Here is an 18,705-nt window from a genome sequence, read left to right on the forward strand (position 1 = left end):
TGAGGTGCCAGACGCCGTCAGACCTGTCGGTCGTCCCGGAACCACGATCGACAGGCCTGACGCTCATTCGACTACTCCGATCACCGAAAGGCCTTGGGGTTCATGCTCGTCAGGCGTGGCGCAGTCCGTCCAGCTGCGGTCTGCCGCCCAGGTGCCCGACCGTGGCGGTCGCGGCGGCGGTGGCGAGACGGCCGGCCTGCACGGGATCCGCGTCACGGCGCAGCGCCGCGATCAGCCCCGCCATGAACGCGTCGCCCGCGCCGGTGCGGTCGACCACCGGTGCATCCGACAGCGGGAACAACCGGCTCCCGCCACGCCACACCAACAGGTCGCCGACGCCGGATATCGCGAGCGCGACGAGCACCGGGCCTTTGCGCAGGATCCGGTTCGCCAGCTCCGCGGCTGCGACGGGAGTCTTCACAGGTTCGCCTGCGAGCAGTTCGGCTTCGTCGGCGTCCGCGCGAAACACGTGGATGAGCTCGAACAGCTCGTCGGAATGGTCCGGGTCGACCGCCCCATCGGCGAGCACGAGGGCACCCGCTTGCCTGCCTTGGCGGGCGGCGCGCAGGGTCGACTCGATCGGCTGCTGCAGCTGCACAGAGACAGTGTCGGCGGCCAGCAGGCTCGCGTGGGCGCGGTCGACGTCGTCCGGGGTGAGCAGCGCGTGCTGCGGGACATGTTCGAGCAAGAGCCGATTGGCCGCGTCGTCGATGACGCTTACCAGGAGCGCGGTCGTGCCGCGCCGGACCACATGGGCGGTGTCGATGCCGTCGGTCGACGCCTGCTGTAATGCTGCGCTACCCGGTTCGTCGGCACCGGCGACACCGATCAGGCTGACCGGAACGCCGAGCTGAGCCAACCCCACGGCCTGGTTGGCACCTTTACCGCCGAGCGTCTCCCTGCGCTCACGGACGGGGTGGGCGCCGCCGGTGCCCGACAGTTCCGGTGTCTGCAGCACCACGTCACGGCCGATCTGGCCGACCACCACCACGCTCACCGCACTACCTCCTGCGTGCCCCTAGCGCTACCCGGCGGCCGAGAGGCACAAACCGCTGAAGTGCGGGGTTTGGATGTGGCGGATCCCGGGAAATCGCATCGTGAACGAACGGAGTTCGCGATGACGGCTGATGCGCTGGTACCACCGAAACTCGCGCCCCGCCGCCCATTCCCGGCGCGCCTCGGGCCACGGGGCAACCTCGTCTACAAGCTGATCACGACCACCGATCACAAGCTGATCGGCATCATGTACTGCGTCGCGTGCTTCGCCTTCTTCTTCATCGGCGGGCTCATGGCGCTGCTGATGCGGACGGAGCTCGCCGAGCCCGGTCTGCAGTTCCTGTCCAACGAGCAGTACAACCAGCTGTTCACCATGCACGGCACGGTGATGCTGCTGTTCTATGCGACGCCGATCGTGTTCGGCTTCGCCAACCTGGTGCTGCCCCTGCAGATCGGCGCCCCCGACGTGGCGTTCCCGCGCCTGAACGCATTGTCGTTCTGGTTGTTCGTGTTCGGCGCGCTGATCGCCATGGGCGGCTTCATCACCCCCGGCGGCGCAGCAGACTTCGGCTGGACCGCGTATTCACCGCTGACCGATGCCATCCACTCACCGGGCCCTGGCGGAGATCTGTGGATTCTCGGGCTGGCCGTGGGTGGCCTCGGCACCATTCTCGGTGGGGTCAACATGATCACCACGGTGGTGTGTATGCGGGCTCCCGGCATGACGATGTTCCGGATGCCGATTTTCACCTGGAACGTCTTCGCGACGTCCATCCTGGTGCTGTTGGCGTTCCCGATCCTGACCGCGGCGTTATTCGGGTTGGCGGCCGACCGGCACCTTGGCGCCCACGTCTACGACCCGGCCAACGGGGGACCGATCCTGTGGCAGCACCTGTTCTGGTTCTTCGGCCACCCCGAGGTCTACATCGTCGCGCTGCCGTTCTTCGGCATCGTCACCGAGATCATCCCGGTGTTCAGCCGTAAGCCGATTTTCGGCTACACCACTTTGGTGTACGCCACCATCTCGATCGCGGCGCTTTCCGTCGCGGTCTGGGCGCATCACATGTTCGCCACCGGAGCCGTCCTCCTGCCGTTCTTCTCGTTCATGACGTATCTGATCGCGGTCCCGACCGGCATCAAGTTCTTCAACTGGATCGGCACCATGTGGAAGGGACAGCTGACCTTCGAGACCCCGATGCTGTTCTCGGTCGGCTTCCTGATCACCTTCACCCTGGGCGGCCTGTCCGGTGTGCTGCTGGCCAGCCCGCCGCTGGACTTCCACGTCACCGACAGCTATTTCGTGGTGGCGCACTTCCACTATGTGCTGTTCGGCACCATCGTGTTTGCGACGTTTGCCGGGGTGTACTTCTGGTTCCCCAAGATGACCGGCCGGCTGCTCGACGAACGCCTGGGCAAGCTGCATTTCTGGCTGACCTTCATCGGGTTCCACACCACATTCCTGGTGCAGCACTGGCTCGGAAACCAGGGCATGCCGCGCCGTTACGCGGACTATCTGCCGTCCGACGGGTTCACCACGCTCAACGTGGTCTCGACCATCGGCGCGTTCATCCTGGGCGTCTCGATGCTGCCGTTCGTCTGGAACGTCTTCAAGAGCTGGCGCTACGGCGAACCGGTCACCGTCGACGATCCGTGGGGTTACGGCAACTCCCTGGAGTGGGCGACGAGTTGCCCACCGCCACGGCACAACTTCACCGAGCTGCCCCGCATCCGATCGGAGCGTCCCGCGTTCGAACTGCATTACCCGCACATGGTCAAGCGGATGCGCAGCGAATCTCACGTCGGGCGCGATCATCAGGCCGTATTAGAACAGGCAGACGTTTCCCGCTGACCCGTCCACCAGCGCATCGTTTCGGAACGACGCCAGGGGGGTAGCTCTATGCCAACGACCGACCCGAGAGGAGCAGTGATGGGGGACACCGCCAAGGACCCAGTGGATCACGCCCGAACCACCCGACCGCACGCCGGCGAGACGATGAAAGACACCAAGAACATGCCGGCGATCGGTCTTCTTTTCGTCGCTGTCGTGTCGTTCGTCGCGTGCCTGGCGGCCTTCGCCACCTCCCACAGCGATGTCGGCACGTGGTTGGCGGTGCTCACCGCCGTGCTGTTCGTGGCCTGCGCAGTGTGGTTCGGCGTCGAGCACCGGCGGGTGCGCCGCAATGAAGTTCAATGGCACGGAGATCACCGCGCCCACGATGGGGGATCCGCGGACCACTAGGGCCGTCAGTCTTCGCGGTCGACGCCGTCGAGTTCGGGGTCGAGATCCACTTCAACTCGTTGTTCCTGCCAGTCGCTCTCGTTGCTCTCCAAGGGCGGGCTGCAGTTCGGTTGGATCGCATCATCGTCGCCCGGCGGTGGCTTGACATCGCGGTGCTGCTCGGCGGCGTCCGCGACCGGCACTTCGTCATCCTCGGGTTGCATGGCAACGGGAGTACCCCGCGCCGCTTCGCGCCAAAACTCTTCGTGCGTTTAAGAGTGGGGTGCCAGGGTACTTCCGCCCCATGGATGCAGGCCTCCCGCGCACGGTGCTCGCCTGGCATGTGCACGGCTCATGGATGGAGTCGTTCGTCGCCGGGCGGCATCGCTATCTGATACCCGTCAACGAGGCGGGCGATGCGGACGGGAAGGGTCTACTCGGCCGCGATTGGCCACGCGCACAAGAAATGTCGACAGACGAGCTCAGGGATCAGGACATCGACCTGATCGTGCTGCAGCGGCCGCGCGAGATCGAGTTGGCTGCAGAGCTGCTGGGCCGGCGTCCCGGCATCGACATTCCCGCGGTCTACGTCGAGCACAACGCCCCGCGGCCGGATGCCGTGGACAGTCACCATGCGCTGGCCGAGCGCATGGACATCCCGCTGATCCACGTGACCGAATTCAACAGGCTCATGTGGGACAGCGGTATTGCCCCCACCAAGGTGATCACTCACGGCATCGCCGACCCCGGCAACCTCTACACGGGCGACGTGGCGGCAGCGGCGACCATGATCAACGAACCACTGCGCCGGTGGCGCACCGTGGGCGCCGACCTGCTGGCCGAGCTCAGCAGCCAGGTTCCGATCGACGTGTGGGGCATCGGATCCCACGAACTCAATCGCAAAGGCGCTCTCGCCGGGGTGCGGGGTAAAGGCGACGTACCGCACCCCCGCGTGTTGTACCAAATCGCCCGCCGGCGAGTGTATCTGCACACCGCACGATGGACGTCGCTGGGATTGTCCTTGATCGAGGCGATGTTCCTCGGCATGCCGATCGTTGCCGTCGGCTCGACGATGGCGCCCATGACGGTGCTCGCCGAGGCGGGCGTGGTGAGCGCGGACGTGAAGACACTCGCCTACGCACTGCAGGGATTCGTGGCTGATGCATCCGCGGCTGCGATCGCCGGCAAGGCGGCGCGCGCGTACGCGCTGGCGCACTTCGGCCTCGACCGGTTCCTCAAGGACTGGGACCGGGTGATCGCCGAATGCTGCCGATGAACTCCGGAAGGAATTGCGAATGAAGATTGCAATGGTCTCTGAGCATGGCAGCCCGCTGGCCGCACTCGGGGGCGTCGATGCAGCCGGCCAGAACGTCCATGTGGCAGCGCTTTCCGCCGCTTTGGCCCGCCGCGGCCATGAAGTCGTCGTCTATACCCGACGCGACGACCGGGGCCTTCCGGACCGGATGACCACCGCGGACGGATACACCGTCGTCCACGTCCCGGCCGGTCCTGCCGAACACATTCCGAAGGACGAACTGCTGCAATACATGGGGGAGTTCGCCCGGTTCCTCGACAGCGATTGGACAGCCCACCGTCCGGATGTGGTGCACGCGCACTTCTGGATGTCGGGAGTGGCCAGCCAGCTGGCCGCACGACACCTGAATCTCCCTGCGGTCCAAACCTTTCACGCGCTCGGTGTGGTCAAGCGCAGGCATCAGGGGACCGATGACACGAGCCCACCGGAGCGGCTCAAGCTGGAGAGCATGGTGGCGCGTTGTGCCACCTGGGTGGCCGCGACCTGCACCGACGAGGTGTTCGAACTCATGCGCCTTGGCCGGTCGCGCAGCCGGACGTCGGTGGTGCCGTGCGGCGTCGATCTGGACCTGTTCACACCGGAAGGCCCCAAGTCGCGCCGTGGCGCGGCGCACCGCATCGTCAGTGTCGGTCGGTTCGTGCCCCGCAAAGGTTTTGATCTCGCCATCCGCGCATTGGCCGGCATCCCCGACACGGAATTGGTGATCGTGGGTGGGCCCGACCGAGCCGCGCTCAGGCGCGATCCCGAGGCGCGCCGGTTGAAGGCGCTGGCCCGGGAACTCGGCGTGGACGACCGGGTCAAGCTGTGCGGATCGGTGGCCCGCGCGAACATGCCTGCTGTCCTGCGGTCGGCCGATATCGTCGCGTGCACACCGTGGTACGAGCCCTTCGGCATGGTGCCACTGGAGGCGATGGCGTGCGGGGTGCCCGTCGTGGCATCGGCGGTCGGCGGCATGCTCGACACGGTTGTGCACGATGTGACGGGTCGACTCGTTCCGCCGAAGCGGTCGGACCTCTTGGCTGACACGTTGAACAGTCTTCTGCGCGACGACTTCCTGCGGCGCAGCCTCGGAGCAGCGGGCCGGGACCGCGCTCGGTCACGGTATTCGTGGGACCGGATCGCAGCTGACACCTTGCGGGTTTACGACCGCGTCGGTCCTGCCGCGTACGTACCGCCGGTAGTATCCGCTGACGCCTCCGAGAGTGCTGTTCAATGATGGGATTTCGCACCGTCCAGCAGCGCGACCGCATGTTCGACCGCGGCAGGCAGCCGCCGGATTCTGACGGGGCCCCACTGACTTTCGGCCGATCCGACGGGTCGGCGACGGTCACTTCGTTGGTGCCCAAGAGTTAGCGCGACACCTTGCGGATCAGTCGTGCCGTGCCGCGCCCCAGGATGGCCTGTCGTTTGTCGGCGTCCCTGGTGCGCGCTGACCGCCGTACGCTCGTCGCGATCGTGAGGCCTTCCCGGTAGGCCTTCGGCACTCGCGGATCGATATAGGCGCTGCGCGCGACAGCTGGGGTGTTGCCGAGTTCTTCGGCGACCTCCCGTACCACCGCCGCCTCGACCCTCTTGATCACTTTGTCGTCGACTGGAGGATCCGCGTCGGCGAATGCCGCAGCCGCCAGCACCGTGCCGTGCCAGGTGCGCAGGTCCTTGACGGTGTATTCGTCGCCGACCATCTGCTTGAACCGAGCGTTGAGATCGTCGGCATGAATTGCGCTGAACCCGTCACCGTTTCGGTACGACAGCAGGCGGTGGTCGGATCCGGCGGCGCGTCGCAGACTGCGGACGGCGCGGACCGTGTCCGGGTCTTCGATATCGAGGACCCGACGCACACCGCTTTTCGCGGGATAGTCGAATTCGACCGAGCCGGAATGCACGGTGACGTGTTCGCCCATCAGCGTGGCGATGCCAAAGGAGTTGTTCTCTTCCGCGTATTGATCACCGCCGGCGCGGAAGTAGCCAAGATCCAGCAGCCGTAGGCCGACTGCGAGCACCCGCTGCCTCGACAGTCCCGGCCGCCGCAGGTCGGCGGCCACAGCGCCGCGCCAATCCGGTAGCAGCGCAGACATTTCCAACACGCGATCGAACTTCTCTTCGCTCCGGTCCTCATGCCACTGCGGGTGGTAGAGATACTGGCGGCGGCCTGCCGCGTCGGTCCCGACGGCCTGGATGTGACCGTCGGGACGCGGACAGATCCATACGTTCTTCCAGGCCGGCGGGATCACCAGCTCCTCAATACGTTGCAGCACTCTCGGCGAGGTCACCCGTTCGCCGTCGTCGGTGTGGTAGCTGAAACCACGACCGCGACGTACCCGGTGTAGACCTGGACCGCCGACTACGCTGCGGCGCAGGCGCATCGCGACCGACGCCGGCCTGGATGCGGACGATCACACAGCAAAGATGGAATCCGTTGCGACGCCCCTGTGGGAGAAGCCGCTGCGCAGCCTCGACAAGGCGGCTTTGACCGTTGGGGCGGCGGGTAATTGTCCATCGGGGTCGCAGATTCGGAGCACTCGCAACACTGCCGCGCTCGGTACGAGCGCCCAGCCCACACCCTCGCGGGCGCAGCGCATGTTCAGGTTGTGAAGCACGGGAACGGACGACACCGAGAAGAACTGTACGGATTGCAGGTCGAGGATGAGCCCTTTGCTGCGGCTGATGTGCCCCATCGCATACTCGGCGAATTGCCGCGAGTTGGCGGCATCCAGTTCACCGCGGACAGTCACCAGTGCCGTCGATGGCCGCACCCAGCCGGTGCTGAAGCCTGCCATCTGATCGCCACGGAGGTCGGACTGCTTACCCGCAAGAGGGGGCGCCACGTTAAGTATGGACACGTTGCCTCCATCAATCGAAAAATGTCGATTCATACATGGCACGCAAACGAGCTCTGGTTTTTCAAAGCAATGGGCGTAGGGGAGTCAATCAGCTCTACGCACCAACGCGCGTGTTCGGCTGTTAACTCAACCTGGTCATGACTCTACGTCGCGGCAGCGCTATGGACAATCGGCATAAGGGACTTCTCATGGTTGCTTGCGCAAATTGGAACGGTAAAACCCCAGGTGACCCCTAATTGACGGGGATGTTTCCAGAATTGTCACAGACAAGCGCGATGACGATTCTCAGGCGGGAATCATGTCGGTCACCCGGTCCCATGCCCGGTGTCGTTCGAGGGCTCCGACGAGCGCATCGGTGAACGCGTCGTCGAGGTCATCGCCGCTCGTACTCGACGTGATAACTCCGGCATCAGAGGCGTCTCCGGACCCGTTGACCGGTCGGGTTCTCACACCGGCCACCTGCAAGACGTCGATGCCTGCACCGAACGCGGCGATGGGCTTCAGGTGCTTGTACGCCTCGCGTACGAAATGAACCATCGCTCCGTCTTGTGCGAGCTGTTCGGCGGATTCCGCTCCGCCCGGTACCAGGACCGCGTCGTAGAGCGCCGACGAGGTTGTATTGATGCCCAGGTCCACCGCGAGTTCGTGGCCGGTGTCGCACCACAGCGTGCCGCCGCCGACCGTGCTGATGATGTCGACCGTAGCGCCGAGGTTGCGCAGCGCCGCGGCTGCGCGCTCGATCCCACGAACATCGACCCCACCTGCCGCAAGGACGGCGATGCGTCGCGTGTCGATCGTGTCGGGGACCGCATTGAGCTGCGACAAGGCGGGTGACGGTGCGTGACGGACATCGATGGATACTTCTGCCGGTGCGGTGAGGCCCAGCTTCGCGGCTACGCGTGTGGCGAGATCGTGGTCGATCAGATTGAGTTGTTCGACCACCCGCGGCCGTATGCCGGTCTCGGGCCCGACTTTGCCCAGTTCGAATGCGAACGCGGCGACAATGTGTTCGGCCTCGACGGGAGACATGCTGTCCCAGAACATGCGTGGTTGGCTGTAGTAGTCCTTGAAGCTCTCCGCGCGTTGGCGGATCTTGTGGCCGTCCACGCGTTCGGTGTAATGCCGGAAGACGTCCTCATCGGCAAGTGCGGGACAGCCGCCGCCGAGGGTGTTCTTGTAGTAGCTCGTCGCCCCCTGGGCGATCGTGTGCTGGCCGTAGCCATCGCGCTGGTTGTTGCGAACATCGGCAATGGGACGGTTTACGGGGAGGTGGGCGAAGTTCGGACCGCCCAACCGGATGAGCTGCGTATCGAGGTAGGAAAAGTTGCGGAACTGCAGCAGCGGATCGTTGGTGAAATCGATTCCGGGCACAAGGTTGGCCGTGTGGAACGCCACCTGTTCGGTCTCGGCGAAAAAGTTGTCCGGGTTGCGATCCAGCACCATCCGTCCCACCGGAAGCACCGGCACCCGTTCCTCCGGAACGAACTTGGTGGCATCGAGCAGGTCGAAGGGGAACTCGAATTCGTCGGACTCGGGGATTAGTTGGACCCCGAGCTCCCATTCCGGATAGTGGCCCGCCTCGATCGACTCCCACAGATCGCGTCGGTTGAAATCCGGGTCCTTGCCTGCGATCTGCTGGCATTCCTCCCAGATGAGCGAGTGCACGCCGAGCTGCGGCTTCCAGTGGAACTTGACGAAAACCCCTTGGCCGGAGGCGTTCACGAGACGGAACGTGTGCACGCCGAACCCCTGCATCATCCGGTAGCTACGCGGCAGCGCTCGGTCGGACATCAACCACATGATCGCGTGCAGTGTTTCCGGCTGCAGTGACACGAAGTCCCACAGGGTGTTGTGCGCCGACGCGGCTTGCGGGATCTCGTTGTTCGGCTCGGGTTTGACGGCGTGGACGAAGTCGGGGAACTTGATGCCGTCCTGGATGAAGAAGACGGGGAAATTGTTTCCCACAAGGTCGTAATTGCCCTGTTCGGTGTAGAACTTCGTGGCGAACCCGCGAACGTCACGGACGGTGTCGGCCGAGCCACGCGAGCCGGCCACGGTGGAGAACCGGACGAACACGGGCGTTCGCAGGCCTGGTGTGGTGAGGAATTTGGCCGCGGTGAACTCAGCCAGACCGTCGTCATATGACTCGAAATAGCCATACGCGCCAGCCCCTCTGGCGTGCACGACCCGTTCCGGAATGCGCTCGTGGTCGAAGTGGGTCACCTTCTCCCTGGCGTGGAAGTCCTCCAGCAGCGTTGGGCCACGTTCACCGGCGGTCAGGGCGTCATCGGTGTGGTCGATCCGCACGCCCTGCTGGGTGGTCAAATACCCCTTGCCATTGTCGACTCGGGCGTCGTCGAGTTGTTGTTGCTTCGGGTTTGGGGTGTTGTTCACGCGATTCCTCTCATGGTGGGACCTCCGCGCTGAGTACCCGAGGCGGACGAAGGCAAACCAGGTGGAATCGCGGTCAGAGAGAGGCGGCCCTCGCGTAATCGCGGGCGACCGCGTCCTCGACTGACGCGGGCGTCACTCGCTTGACGAAATCACCGAGGTACCGAAGTGCGCGCCGTCCTTCCGGAAGGATGTCGGCGGCCAGCGGGAAGTCGTGGATCTGGCCGTCCCACAGGTGCAGGTCGCACTGTGCGCCCGCATCGATCATCCGCCGATACATCAATTCTGCGTCGGACAACAGGAATTCATCTGTGCTGACGTGAATCGCCACGGGCGGCATGTTTTCCAGTTCCGCGTCGACCGGCGAGACGATCCGCCGGTTGAAACGGCCTCGAGCTTGCGCGGTGAGGTAGCGGGAGAACGCCGTCATGGCGCGGGCAGTGAACATCGAGCATCGTGACTGAGGCTGTGCCAGACGGTGCGCGGAATCGAGATCGGTCAAAGGCGAGATCGCCGCGACGCCCGCCGTTGGCGTGCGCCCCCGGCGCAGGAGTTCGAGCGCGGTCGCCAGCGCGAGATATCCGCCGGCAGAGTCTCCCGCCAGGACGATCTCGTGGTCGCGGTAGCCCCGGCGCAGGAGCCAGCGCAGTCCGTCCAGAGCGTCGGCGACGGCGGCCGACGGTCCGTACGACGGGAGCATCCGGTAGCCGACGTTGAGAACCTCCGCGTCCGCGGCACGCGACAACCGTGCCACCAGTGATCGGTGTGTGTTGAGGCCACAGGTCAGAAACGCGCCACCATGCAGGTACAGCACGGCGCGCCGGGCGGAAGTTCCCGGCGCACAAACCAACTCAGCGGGACATGTGGGCAGCTCGACGCGCCGTATCGACACGGCAGGCGGGTGGGGCGCCCAGCCTGCGATGCGATCGACGGAGTCGAGCGGCCAGTGCAGGTTCGGTTGCAGTGCCCACAGCCGTACGGCGTTCTTGACGAGAAGTCGGCAGCCGGCTGCCAGTGCCATCGACTGCGGGCTGCGGCCGCGATGGTGGTGGCGACTTCCCGAGTGCACGGCGCTCGATTTGCCCTGCGCTTTCCCCATGGCGTTCAACTCCTGTCCTCTGGATGGATACCCGCAGGTGAGGGGTTGAAACGCGAGTTCCGCCAATCATGTTCCGCACGTGATCATCTCGCCCAGGGGCAGTCGTCGTCGCTGATGTCCGCTGCTGAAGTCCGTACCTGCGACGGTGTTTCAGTCAACCGCGCCGTCAGCAGTCATATCGGTCGATTACCCAGCGGTCCCGCGGTTACTCCTACAGGCGGGCGGGTACTCGGCGAGCGGAGCTGGACACACGCGAGGGAGGCGGCATGACGACGAGCGTCGGCGACTACTTGATCGAACGACTGCGGGACTGGGGAGTCAAGCACGTCTTTGCCTATCCGGGTGACGGGATCAACGGGATCGTGGCGGCGTTCGGCCGGGCCAAGGACGCCCCGCAGTTCGTCCAGGCTCGGCACGAAGAGATGGCGGCGTTCGAGGCAACGGGCTACGCGAAGTTCACCGGCGACGTCGGCGTGTGCATGGCGACCTCGGGGCCCGGTGCGATCCACCTGCTCAACGGGCTCTACGACGCCAAGCTGGATCGGGTTCCCGTCGTTGCCATCGTCGGGCAGACCGCCCGCAGCGCCATGGGTGGTAGCTATCAGCAGGAAGTCGACCTGCAGAGTCTGTACAAAGACGTGGCCAGCGATTATCTGGTTGAGGTCAACGTCGCCAGTCAGCTGCCGAATGCCCTGGACCGGGCCATCCGTACAGCGCTGGCGCGGCGCGCACCCACCGCGCTCGTGATCCCGTCTGATCTGCAGGAGCAGCCGTACTCGGCGCCCGGTCATGAGTTCAAGCAGGTCCCGTCGAGCGACGCGATGTACGTCCGTCCCGTGGTGGATCCACAGAGCGACCAGATCCGCAGGGCCGCAGATATATTGAACGCTGGTTCGCGGGTTGCGATCCTGATCGGTCAGGGCGCGCGTTCGGCGGCGGCGCAGGTACGCAAGCTCGCGGAGCTCACCGGCGCGGGGGTGGCCAAGGCGCTGCTCGGCAAGGACGTGCTGTCCGATGACCTGCCCTACGTCACCGGATCGATCGGCTTGCTCGGCACCCGGCCCAGCTACGAGCTGATGCGCGAGTGCGACACGCTTCTGATCGTCGGCTCCAATTTCCCTTACAGCCAGTTCCTTCCAGATTTCGGACAGGCTAGAGCCATCCAGATCGACATCGACGGCGCCGCGATCGGCATGCGCTATCCCACCGAGGTGAACATCGTCGCCGATGCCGAAAGTGCGCTCAGGGCACTGCTTCCGCTGGTGGAACCGAAGAAGGACCGGTCGTGGCGCGAGGGCATCGAACGCGGGGTGGCCCGGTGGTGGGAAACCTTGGAGCGCCAAAGCATGCTCTCGGCCAAGCCGGTGAACCCCATGCGCATCGCCTGGGAACTCTCAGAGCGGCTGCCGGACAACGCCATCGTGACCGCCGACTCGGGCTCGTCGACCAACTGGTATGCCCGCTGCCTGAAGTTCCGGGACGGAATGCGGGGATCGTTGTCGGGGACGTTGGCGACGATGGGGCCGGGTGTGCCCTATGCGATCGGGGCGAAGTTCGCGCATCCGGACCGGCCGGTGATCGCCTTGGTCGGTGACGGTGCCATGCAGATGAACGGTATGGCCGAACTCCTCACGATCCTGCGGTACCGGTCGCAGTGGTCCGACCCGCGGCTGGTGGTCTGCGTGTTCCACAACAACGACCTCAACCAGGTCACCTGGGAGTTGCGCGCCATGGGTGGGTCTCCGAAATTCGTTGATTCACAATCTCTTCCCGATGTGTCGTATGCCGACATCGCGTGCACCATGGGTTTGAACGGTATCTCGGTGACAGAGGGGGACGCGGTCGGGAAAGCCTGGGACGAGGCGTTGTCGAGCGACGTGCCGACCGTGCTCGACATCCGCTGCGATCCCGAGGTGCCGCCGATCCCGCCGCATGCCACCTACGAGCAGATCAAGGACATGGTCTCCGCTGTGCTCAAGGGCGACCCCAACGGCTGGCACCTGGTGTACCAGGGCGCCAAAACCAAGGCCCAGGAGCTGATTCCACACTTGGGCGCAACGAGATGAACAGCAACGCACCTACAGAAGGGAAATTCGGTGCCGACCAAAACCAGCAGGACGAACAACCAGTTCGAGATCGACGTCACCGCCATCCGTGACGACGCCCGTAAACACATGGACGCCGGAGCGGTCACCAGTGGCAACACCATCGACGTCAAGAGACTGATCGATGTGCTCAACGAGGTCGTGGCCACGGAGGTGGTGTGCTACCTGCGCTACACCCAACATGCGATCGCAGCCACCGGTATCGATCGCGCACAGGTGGCCGCGGAGTTCACCGAGCATGCCGCTGAGGAACTGCAGCACGGAAAGTGGGCCGCAGAGCGGGTCAGCCAACTCGGCGGCGATCCGGACTTCGACCCGACCACCCTGGCCCAACGCAGTCACACCGAATACGTGACCGTCGAAGATGCCGACCTCAACCGGATGTTGCAGGAGAATCTGGTCGCGGAGCGGATCGTCATCACCAGCTATCAGGAGATCATCCGGTGGATCGGAGATGCCGACCCCACCACCCGACGCCTGATGGAGAGAATTCTGGAACAAGAAGAGGAGCACGCCGACGACCTCAACGATCTGCTGGGCAACTAGCGGACGAGGGCGGCGGCGCACGGTGAGATCATGGACGTCGATCACCCCGAGCAGGACCAGCGGTGGGACACCCGGCAGCGAGACGAGACGGAAACCGAACGGCTGGACCGTAATTGGGCCAGCCTGCTGCAGGAACTGAGGGTCACTCAGACCGGTGTGCAGCTGTTGACGGGGTTCTTGCTGACCCTGCCTTTCCAGCAACGATTCGGAGTGCTCGACGAGCGGATGCGGATTGTCTATCTGGCAACGGTGGGCGCGTCGGTCGCGGCCACGGTGCTGTTGATCGCGCCGGTCGGGATGCACCGGTTGTTGTTCCGGCGGCATCGGCTGGCGATTCTGGTGGCCGCGGCGCACCGGTGCGCGTATACGGGATTGATCCTGCTCGGGGTGGCGCTCGTGGGTGTCACGGTGATCGTCTTCGATTCGGTCGCAGGCACCACGGTCGCCGTGATCGCAGGCGCCGTCGCGTTGGTGATGTTCGCGTTGTTCTGGCTTGCGGTACCGCTTTTCATGAGGACGGGCGAAACGCAGCCGCCGACGCCGTGACTGCCGCTCGCACGGTCAGGCCGAGTCTTTCGGTCAGTACCAGAAATGCGACGGCGTAGTCGTTGTCCGCGGTCTCTTTGCGAATGCGATCCCAGTCCAACACCTCTCGAGTGGCCCGTACGGCCGGCAGCAGCGAGGTGAAATCGCAGTAGTGTTCCTCGAGCGCCCGCAGCTTCTGAATCATGACGGTGCTGGGCGGCAGCACCGGCATGCGCACCGCCAGCACGTCCCGGTACTCGGCAGCCTGCAGCATCGCCGAGTCGACGGCTGCTCCGTTGACGTGGTGCAGGACATCCACCACCACATCGCCTGTGCGGGCTTTGAACAGCCAATCCTCGGGTGGCTGTTCGATGATGAATCCCGCGGCGGCCAGCGTGAGCGCTGCGGATTGCGCGTCGGCTTCGGCGACCACGAAATCAACGTCATGGTCCGGTTCCGGGGCGCCGTACACCCACAACGCGTAGCTGCCCGCGAGCGCGAACGACGGGCTGTGGTCCCGCAACGCGGCCGCCGACGTCTTCATCGCCGTCCGCAGTCGCTCGCGCCGGCCGACTTGGTCGATCGCATCCATGAAGGCGTGATACCCAGGACCTCGGCACGTGAACCACGACCCCACAATGGGTACGCCCAGATCATGCGACTGGCTACGTTCAACATCCTGCACGGCCGGACCGTCGACGACGGTGTGCATATGGACCGACTGCGGTCGTGTGTGACCACACTGGAGCCCGATGTGCTGGCATTGCAAGAGGTGGACCGCGACCAGGAGCGGTCCGGACGGGCCGATCTCACCGCCGTGGCGGCCGAGGCGATGGGAGCCGCCGAACACCGCTTCGTGGCAGCCATCTCCGGCACACCCGGCGCGACGTGGATGGCCGCGACAGGGCGAGAACAGCCGGGTACTGCGGCATACGGCATCGCACTGTTGTCCCGGTACCCGGTGAGCAGTTGGCAGGTGCTGCGGCTGCCGCGTATTCCGATGCGGTTCCCGATGTACCTGCCGGGGCCCAGGCGCGTGCTCATGGTCCACGAGGAGCCGCGCACGGCCGTCGTCGCCCGGATCGAGACTCCGCTTGGTGCGATCACTGTCGCGTCGACCCACTTGTCCTTCGTCCCACTGTGGAACCGGCTCCAACTACGTCGTATCGTCCACGACCTCGCGGGCTTCCCGGGCCCACGGATCCTGGCCGGTGACCTCAACCTGCCGGCTCCTGCCGCGCACCGCTGGTCCGGCATGCGACCGTTGGCCCACGGCTCCACGTTCCCCGCTGCCGAGCCGACGCGCCAGCTCGACCACATCCTCACCGACGATCGACGTCTGTATGCCCGCGCGTCCGACACGCCTATGATGCCGATTTCGGATCATCGCGCGCTGGTGGCAGAGATCGCCCGCCGGTGAGTTCAGTGTTCGGCGCGTTGAGGAACTCGGCAAACGGGGTAACCGGCAGGTATGGCTGCCGATCACGAGCCCGGACACCTTGGCCTGCCCGAAGGCGTGCGCGCGTGCCTGTTCGACCTGGACGGTGTGCTGACCGAGACCGCGAGTATTCACGAGCGGGCGTGGAAATCGATGTTCGACGAATATCTGCGTCGGCATGGCGACGCCCGCGCGTTCAGTGAACACGATTACCTCCGGTACGTCGACGGCCGTACCCGCGAAGACGGCGTACGTGATTTTCTGGCCAGCCGGGGCATCGAACTGCCCGAAGGCAATCCGGACGACAGCGCCGACGCGGACACCGTGCACGGGTTGGCCGCGCGGAAGAACGCGCTGTTCCGGCAATTCCTGCACAGCGGCGGGGTCACCGCTTTCGAAGGCTCCCGGCGTTATCTGCAGGCTGTGCAGAAGGCCGGGCTCGGGATCGCGGTGGTGTCGTCGAGCATGAACACCCGCGAGGTGCTCGACATCACCGGGATGAGCACCTACGTCGCCTGCCGGGTAGATGGCATCACGGTGGGCGAGCAGCATCTGGCGGGCAAGCCGGCACCGGATTCCTATCTGTACGCGGCACGGCAACTCGGTGTGACACCGGCCCAGGCCGCGGTATTCGAGGACGCGGTGGCCGGTGTACAGGCAGGCCGGGCGGGAAACTTCGGGTGCGTGGTCGGAGTGGACCGGACCGGCTCAGCAGATGAATTGCGCAGCAACGGTGCCGATGTCGTCGTCAATGATCTGGCCGAGTTGCTGGTGGCGCCATGATCACCGACACCGCGTTTCCGGTCGAGCCCTGGCAGCTGCGGGAGACCCAACTCCAGTTGAATCTCATCGCGCAGACCGAATCGGTGTTCGCCCTGTCCAACGGGCACATCGGATTTCGCGGCAACCTCGACGAGGGCGAGCCGCACGGGATACCCGGCACCTATCTGAATTCGTTCTTCGAGCTGCGCCCGTTGCCGTATGCCGAAGCCGGCTACGGCTATCCGGAAGAAGGCCAGTCACTGATCAACGTGACCAACGGAAAGGTGCTGCGGCTGTTGGTCGACGATGAACCGTTCGACGTCCGTTATGGCGAACTGCTCGAGCACGAAAGAACCTTGGATTTCCGGGCGGGTACGTTGACGCGCCGGGCACGCTGGCGTTCGCCGGCAGGCACGCAGGTTCGCATGCAGTGGACCAGGCTAGTGTCCCTGCGGCACCGCAGCGTTGCCGCGATCGAGTTCTGCATCGATCCGGTCGATGAATTCGCCCGTATCACAGTACAATCCGAACTCGTCGCCAATGAGGACCAGCCGGTCACATCACCGGATCCGCGGGCTGCGGCAGTGCTCAGCCATCCCCTGAAGTCGGTCACCCACGAAGGCCGTGGCCAGCAGGCGCTGTTGATGCACCGCACCCGCTCAAGCGAATTGACCATAGCTGCGGCCATGGATCACGTCATCGAAGTACCCGGCAGGGTCGACGTCTCGACCGAGACCACCGCGGACCTGGCGCGCACTACGGTGATCTGCGGGCTGCGGGCGGGTCAACGGCTGCGCATCGTCAAGTTTCTCGCCTACGGCTGGTCCAGTCTGCGTTCGCGCCCGGCCCTGCACGACCAGGTCGCGGGTGCCATCGCAGGCGCTCGTTATTCCGGGTGGCAGGGTCTGCTCGACTCGCAACGGGCCCACCTCGACGACTTCTGGGACAGCGCCGACGTGGAGATCGACGGTAATCCGCGCTGTCAGCAAGCCGTGCGCTTCGGGCTCTTCCACGTGTTGCAGGCCGGGGCCCGCGCAGAGCGACGGGCGATACCCTCAAAAGGACTGACGGGCCCGGGGTATGACGGGCACGCGTTCTGGGACACCGAGGGTTTCGTGCTGCCGGTGCTGACGTATACCTGGCCGCAGGCGGCCGCCGACGCGCTGCGGTGGCGGGCCTCGACCCTCAACCGCGCCCGCGACCGCGCCAAGGAGCTGGACCTGGCGGGGGCGACCTTCCCGTGGCGGACCATCGGCGGCGAGGAATGCTCGGCATACTGGCCGGCCGGCACCGCGGCGTGGCATGTGAACGCCGACATCGCCATGGCTTTCGAGCGGTACCGGGTGGTCACCGGCGACGGATCGCTCGAATCGGAATGCGGGGTGTCCGTTCTGGTGGAGACGGCCCGGCTCTGGTACTCCCTCGGGCACTACGACCGCCACGGGGTATGGCATATCGACGGTGTCACCGGTCCCGACGAGTACACGGCCGTGGTGCGCGACAACCTCTTCACCAATCTGATGGCCGCGGAGAATCTGCGGATTGCCGCGGCCGCTTGCGAGCGCCATCCCGACCTGGCCGCGGCGCTGGAGGTGACCGCCGAAGAGATGGCGATGTGGCGGGAGGCCGCGGACACCGTCCATGTGCCCTACGACAAGGAGCTGGAGGTGCATCAACAGTGCGAAGGGTTTACGCGGCTGCGCGAATGGCAGTTCAGCGATGACACCACCTACCCGCTGCTGCTGAGCCAGCCCTATGTGCGGCTCTATCCGTCGCAGGTGATCAAGCAGGCCGACCTGGTGCTGGCCATGCATTGGTTGGGACACCGCTTCACCGACGAGCAGAAGGCGCGCAACGTCGACTACTACGAGCCCCGCACCACGCGTGACTCATCGTTGTCGGCGTGTACCCAGGCAGTGCTGTGTGCCGAAGTCGGGCATCTCGAACTCGCTCATGACTATGCCGCTGAGGCCGCACTGATAGACCTGCGCGACCTCGAGCACAACACGCGCGACGGCCTGCACATGGCGTCGCTCGCCGGTGCGTGGACCGCCCTGCTCGCGGGGTTCGGCGGTCTACGCGACGGGGAAGGGATTCTCGCGCTGGACCCACAGCTGCCCGATGACATCACGCGGTTGAGATTTCGCCTGCGCTGGCGCGATTGCCGGGTCACCGTCGACATCACCCATGAGACCGCGACGTACACCTTGCGCGGCGACACGAACAGTCGGCTGTGGCTTCGCCACGCCGATCGCGATGTCGAATTGACCACGGACTCACCGATTTCCGTGCCGCTGCGGCGGCGCACTCCGTTACTGGCGCGGCCACACCAGCCACCGGGACGCGAACCCGCCCGGTGGGACAGCCTGCCGAAGTGAACCCGCGGTTCCACAAACACAGGACATCCCCAGATTGAGATGTGGCCAGATGGGTAACTCTGTCTGAATCCGTGATGACCTGCGGGGGAACT

At 65.1% G+C, this 18,705-nt stretch carries 17 protein-coding genes; 10 read left to right on the top strand and 7 right to left on the bottom strand.

The window, feature by feature from the left end; translation table 11 throughout:
- Positions 1-109: 109 nt before the first annotated feature.
- The gene (locus A5784_RS15095; protein WP_064945724.1) at positions 110-997 is read right to left on the bottom strand and encodes a PfkB family carbohydrate kinase; all 888 of its coding nucleotides are present in this window, start codon (positions 995-997) and stop codon (positions 110-112) included.
- A 120-nt stretch (positions 998-1,117) separates the two neighbouring features.
- Here A5784_RS15095 and ctaD point away from each other — a divergent pair, with 120 nt between their 5' ends.
- Positions 1,118-2,845, top strand: a complete 1,728-nt coding sequence (ctaD, locus tag A5784_RS15100) for an aa3-type cytochrome oxidase subunit I (RefSeq protein ID WP_064945747.1) — start codon at positions 1,118-1,120, stop codon at positions 2,843-2,845.
- Positions 2,846-2,923: 78 nt separating this feature from the next.
- Positions 2,924-3,235, top strand: a complete 312-nt coding sequence (gene usfY / locus A5784_RS15105) for a protein UsfY (RefSeq protein ID WP_064945725.1) — start codon at positions 2,924-2,926, stop codon at positions 3,233-3,235.
- Positions 3,236-3,240: 5 nt separating this feature from the next.
- On the opposite strand, the gene A5784_RS15110 is transcribed toward usfY, so the two are convergent.
- Positions 3,241-3,438 carry a hypothetical protein gene (locus tag A5784_RS15110; protein WP_064945726.1) on the bottom strand — a complete coding sequence of 66 codons (198 nt, stop codon included), beginning with the start codon at positions 3,436-3,438 and terminating at the stop codon, positions 3,241-3,243.
- A gap of 80 nt (positions 3,439-3,518) precedes the next feature.
- Here A5784_RS15110 and A5784_RS15115 point away from each other — a divergent pair, with 80 nt between their 5' ends.
- Together A5784_RS15115 and A5784_RS15120 are read left to right on the top strand one after the other, a co-directional pair.
- A complete protein-coding gene (locus A5784_RS15115; RefSeq protein ID WP_064945727.1) occupies positions 3,519-4,490 on the top strand; it encodes a glycosyltransferase in 972 nt (323 codons plus the stop codon).
- A 19-nt stretch (positions 4,491-4,509) separates the two neighbouring features.
- A complete protein-coding gene (locus A5784_RS15120) occupies positions 4,510-5,745 on the top strand; it encodes a glycosyltransferase (protein WP_064945728.1) in 1,236 nt (411 codons plus the stop codon).
- 133 nt (positions 5,746-5,878) lie between these two features.
- Here A5784_RS15120 and A5784_RS15125 read toward each other — a convergent pair whose 3' ends face one another.
- The 4 genes from A5784_RS15125 to A5784_RS15140 form a co-directional block, all read right to left on the bottom strand.
- Positions 5,879-6,892, bottom strand: coding sequence for a DNA topoisomerase IB (locus tag A5784_RS15125; RefSeq protein WP_064945729.1), 1,014 nt, complete (start codon positions 6,890-6,892; stop codon positions 5,879-5,881).
- A gap of 30 nt (positions 6,893-6,922) precedes the next feature.
- Positions 6,923-7,369 carry an STAS domain-containing protein gene (locus tag A5784_RS15130; protein WP_082944860.1) on the bottom strand — a complete coding sequence of 149 codons (447 nt, stop codon included), beginning with the start codon at positions 7,367-7,369 and terminating at the stop codon, positions 6,923-6,925.
- Positions 7,370-7,654: 285 nt separating this feature from the next.
- Entirely contained in the window at positions 7,655-9,763 is a 2,109-nt protein-coding gene (locus A5784_RS15135; RefSeq protein ID WP_064945731.1) for a catalase, read from the bottom strand.
- 73 nt (positions 9,764-9,836) lie between these two features.
- The gene (locus tag A5784_RS15140; RefSeq protein ID WP_156750577.1) at positions 9,837-10,859 is read right to left on the bottom strand and encodes an alpha/beta hydrolase; all 1,023 of its coding nucleotides are present in this window, start codon (positions 10,857-10,859) and stop codon (positions 9,837-9,839) included.
- 266 nt (positions 10,860-11,125) lie between these two features.
- Between A5784_RS15140 and A5784_RS15145 the strand changes: the two genes are divergently transcribed.
- From A5784_RS15145 to A5784_RS15155, 3 genes are read left to right on the top strand one after another with little or no spacing between them, the layout of a single operon-like run.
- Positions 11,126-12,925, top strand: coding sequence for a thiamine pyrophosphate-requiring protein (locus A5784_RS15145; protein ID WP_064945733.1), 1,800 nt, complete (start codon positions 11,126-11,128; stop codon positions 12,923-12,925).
- 30 nt (positions 12,926-12,955) lie between these two features.
- A complete protein-coding gene (locus A5784_RS15150; RefSeq protein WP_197514756.1) occupies positions 12,956-13,510 on the top strand; it encodes a ferritin-like domain-containing protein in 555 nt (184 codons plus the stop codon).
- A gap of 30 nt (positions 13,511-13,540) precedes the next feature.
- Positions 13,541-14,056, top strand: a complete 516-nt coding sequence (locus tag A5784_RS15155; protein ID WP_064945734.1) for a DUF6328 family protein — start codon at positions 13,541-13,543, stop codon at positions 14,054-14,056.
- On the opposite strand, the gene A5784_RS15160 is transcribed toward A5784_RS15155, so the two are convergent.
- Positions 14,019-14,627, bottom strand: coding sequence for a hypothetical protein (locus tag A5784_RS15160; RefSeq protein WP_064945735.1), 609 nt, complete (start codon positions 14,625-14,627; stop codon positions 14,019-14,021). The two genes, A5784_RS15155 and A5784_RS15160, sit on opposite strands and share 38 nt — an antisense overlap.
- Positions 14,628-14,690: 63 nt before the next feature.
- Between A5784_RS15160 and A5784_RS15165 the strand changes: the two genes are divergently transcribed.
- Genes A5784_RS15165 through A5784_RS15175 form a run of 3 tightly spaced genes read left to right on the top strand, consistent with a single transcriptional unit; the run spans position 14,691 to position 18,613 of the window.
- A complete protein-coding gene (locus A5784_RS15165) occupies positions 14,691-15,455 on the top strand; it encodes an endonuclease/exonuclease/phosphatase family protein (protein ID WP_064945736.1) in 765 nt (254 codons plus the stop codon).
- 51 nt (positions 15,456-15,506) lie between these two features.
- The gene (locus A5784_RS15170; RefSeq protein ID WP_064945737.1) at positions 15,507-16,256 is read left to right on the top strand and encodes an HAD family hydrolase; all 750 of its coding nucleotides are present in this window, start codon (positions 15,507-15,509) and stop codon (positions 16,254-16,256) included.
- A complete protein-coding gene (locus tag A5784_RS15175) occupies positions 16,253-18,613 on the top strand; it encodes a glycoside hydrolase family 65 protein (protein WP_064945738.1) in 2,361 nt (786 codons plus the stop codon). Before A5784_RS15170 ends, A5784_RS15175 begins: the two co-directional genes overlap by 4 nt.
- The last annotated feature ends 92 nt before the right edge of the window (positions 18,614-18,705 follow it).

The organism is Mycobacterium sp. 852013-50091_SCH5140682 (genome assembly GCF_001665685.1).
GTDB lineage: Bacteria > Actinomycetota > Actinomycetes > Mycobacteriales > Mycobacteriaceae > Mycobacterium.